This window comes from Pseudomonas sp. PGPR40 (assembly GCF_022014505.1).
Classification (GTDB): Bacteria; Pseudomonadota; Gammaproteobacteria; order Pseudomonadales; family Pseudomonadaceae; genus Aquipseudomonas.
The window spans coordinates 1-1692 of sequence record NZ_JAKLSP010000068.1 but is presented as its reverse complement, the minus strand read 5'-3'; the positions used below and the strand labels follow the sequence as shown (position 1 = coordinate 1692).

Below are 1692 nucleotides of genomic sequence, written 5' to 3'. Positions count from 1 at the left end.
TGTAGGAGATTCCCCGCCGCCAAGGCGCCGCGCTGTCGCGCAACAAACAAGTGAATGCGCCAGGCATCAAGCACGATGAGAGGCTGATACCGCAACGGCATGTAGCGTCAGAGCAGACTTGTTAGGATAAAAGGATGCACGCGGGACAGAGACCGTAACCCGCATTGGTGTGTCAGCACCCGCGTAGGAGAGTGGTCCGCACGGTATCGGCGTGGAGTCATTGTCGGCACAGCAAGCTGTGACCACGTATGAGAGAGTGAATCCTTTCGCCACCGTGTGCCCCGCGTGCGCCCATTATCCTGCGAGTATTTGCAATGGCGCGCAAGAATCCTCAGCAACGTTTTGAAGTTGTTCACTCTGACTGTGCGGGTATCGACATCGGCAGCCGCGAGCATTGGGTCGGTGTTAATCCCGCTCAGCATGCTCATCCGGTGCAACGTTTCGAAACCTTCACCGATGATCTTGGCCGATTGGCTGACTGGCTTGAGTCCCTCAATATCAAGGTGGTCGCGATGGAAGCTACCGGGGTTTACTGGATCCCGCTTTTCGAGCTTCTGGATGCCCGGGGTTTTGACGTTTACCTGGTCAATTCACGCGCAACGCGCCAAATCACAGGGCGCAAATCGGATGTGCTGGATTGCCAATGGATCTGGCAACTGATGACTCATGGCCTTTTGCGAGGGGCTTTCCGACCTGCGGACGCCATCTGTTCGCTGCGCTCATTGGTACGACAGAGAGCCAATCGGGTTCGGGATCAGGCCCAGACGCTCAACCGTATGCAAAAAGCGTTGAGCCAGATGAATATCCAGCTAGCGCACGTCATCAGTGATATTTCCGGGGTCACTGGCATGAAGATTTTGCGGGCAATTATTGCCGGCGAACGCTGTCCGAAAAAGTTGGCCACCCTGCGAGATGGCCGGATCAAAGCGGGTCAAGACACCATCGCTCGCAGCCTTCATGGCAACTGGCGTTTAGAACATCTGCATGCCTTGGCTCAGGAAGTAGCGCTGTACGACTTTCTGGAGCAGCAAATTGCCGGGTGCGACAAGGCGATCGGTCAAGCGTTGGAGTGTCTGCCTGCGCTGGAGGCAGCGCCTCAGCCTGCGACCAAGGTTCTGCGCAGCCCCCACCGCTCGACGGCAGAGCAAGTGATGCTGCATCAGGCGCTTTACAGAGTACTGGGTGTCGATTTGACGGCAATTCCTACGATTGGCGTGGATACAGCACTGGTATTGGCCAGTGAAATAGGCCCTGACCTTTCGCGTTTTCCATCCTCTCAGCATTTTTGCTCATGGCTAGGGTTGGCCCCGCCGACGCGAATATCAGGAGGACGGCAGTTAGGCGGCGGCGGTCCGAAGATCGTCAACCGGGCGGCTCAATCCCTGAAGCAAGCCGCATCGAATGCACGAAATGAAAAGGGTTTCATCGGTGCCAGCCACCGGGCACGTTTGTCTCGGATGGACACCAGTTGTGCCATCAAGGCAACGGCCCACCAGCTCGCGCGACTGATCTATTCCATGCTGACCAAAGGGCAGGCATATGTTGAACAGGGGATTGAGGTGTATGAAAGTAGAAGCCAGGAACGTCAGTTCCGAGCCTTGCTGCGCAAGGCTCGGAAACTGGGGATGGACTTGGTGAAGGCAGCGTGATTTTTCTTTTTAAATCAATTGGTTATTTTTTGTTTGATGAGAG

1 protein-coding gene is annotated in these 1692 nt (G+C 55.7%); it reads left to right on the top strand.

Annotated elements, in window-relative coordinates:
* Positions 1-314: 314 nt before the first annotated feature.
* Entirely contained in the window at positions 315-1649 is a 1335-nt protein-coding gene (locus MEB48_RS28975; protein ID WP_237887122.1) for an IS110 family transposase, read from the top strand.
* Positions 1650-1692 lie beyond the last annotated feature (43 nt).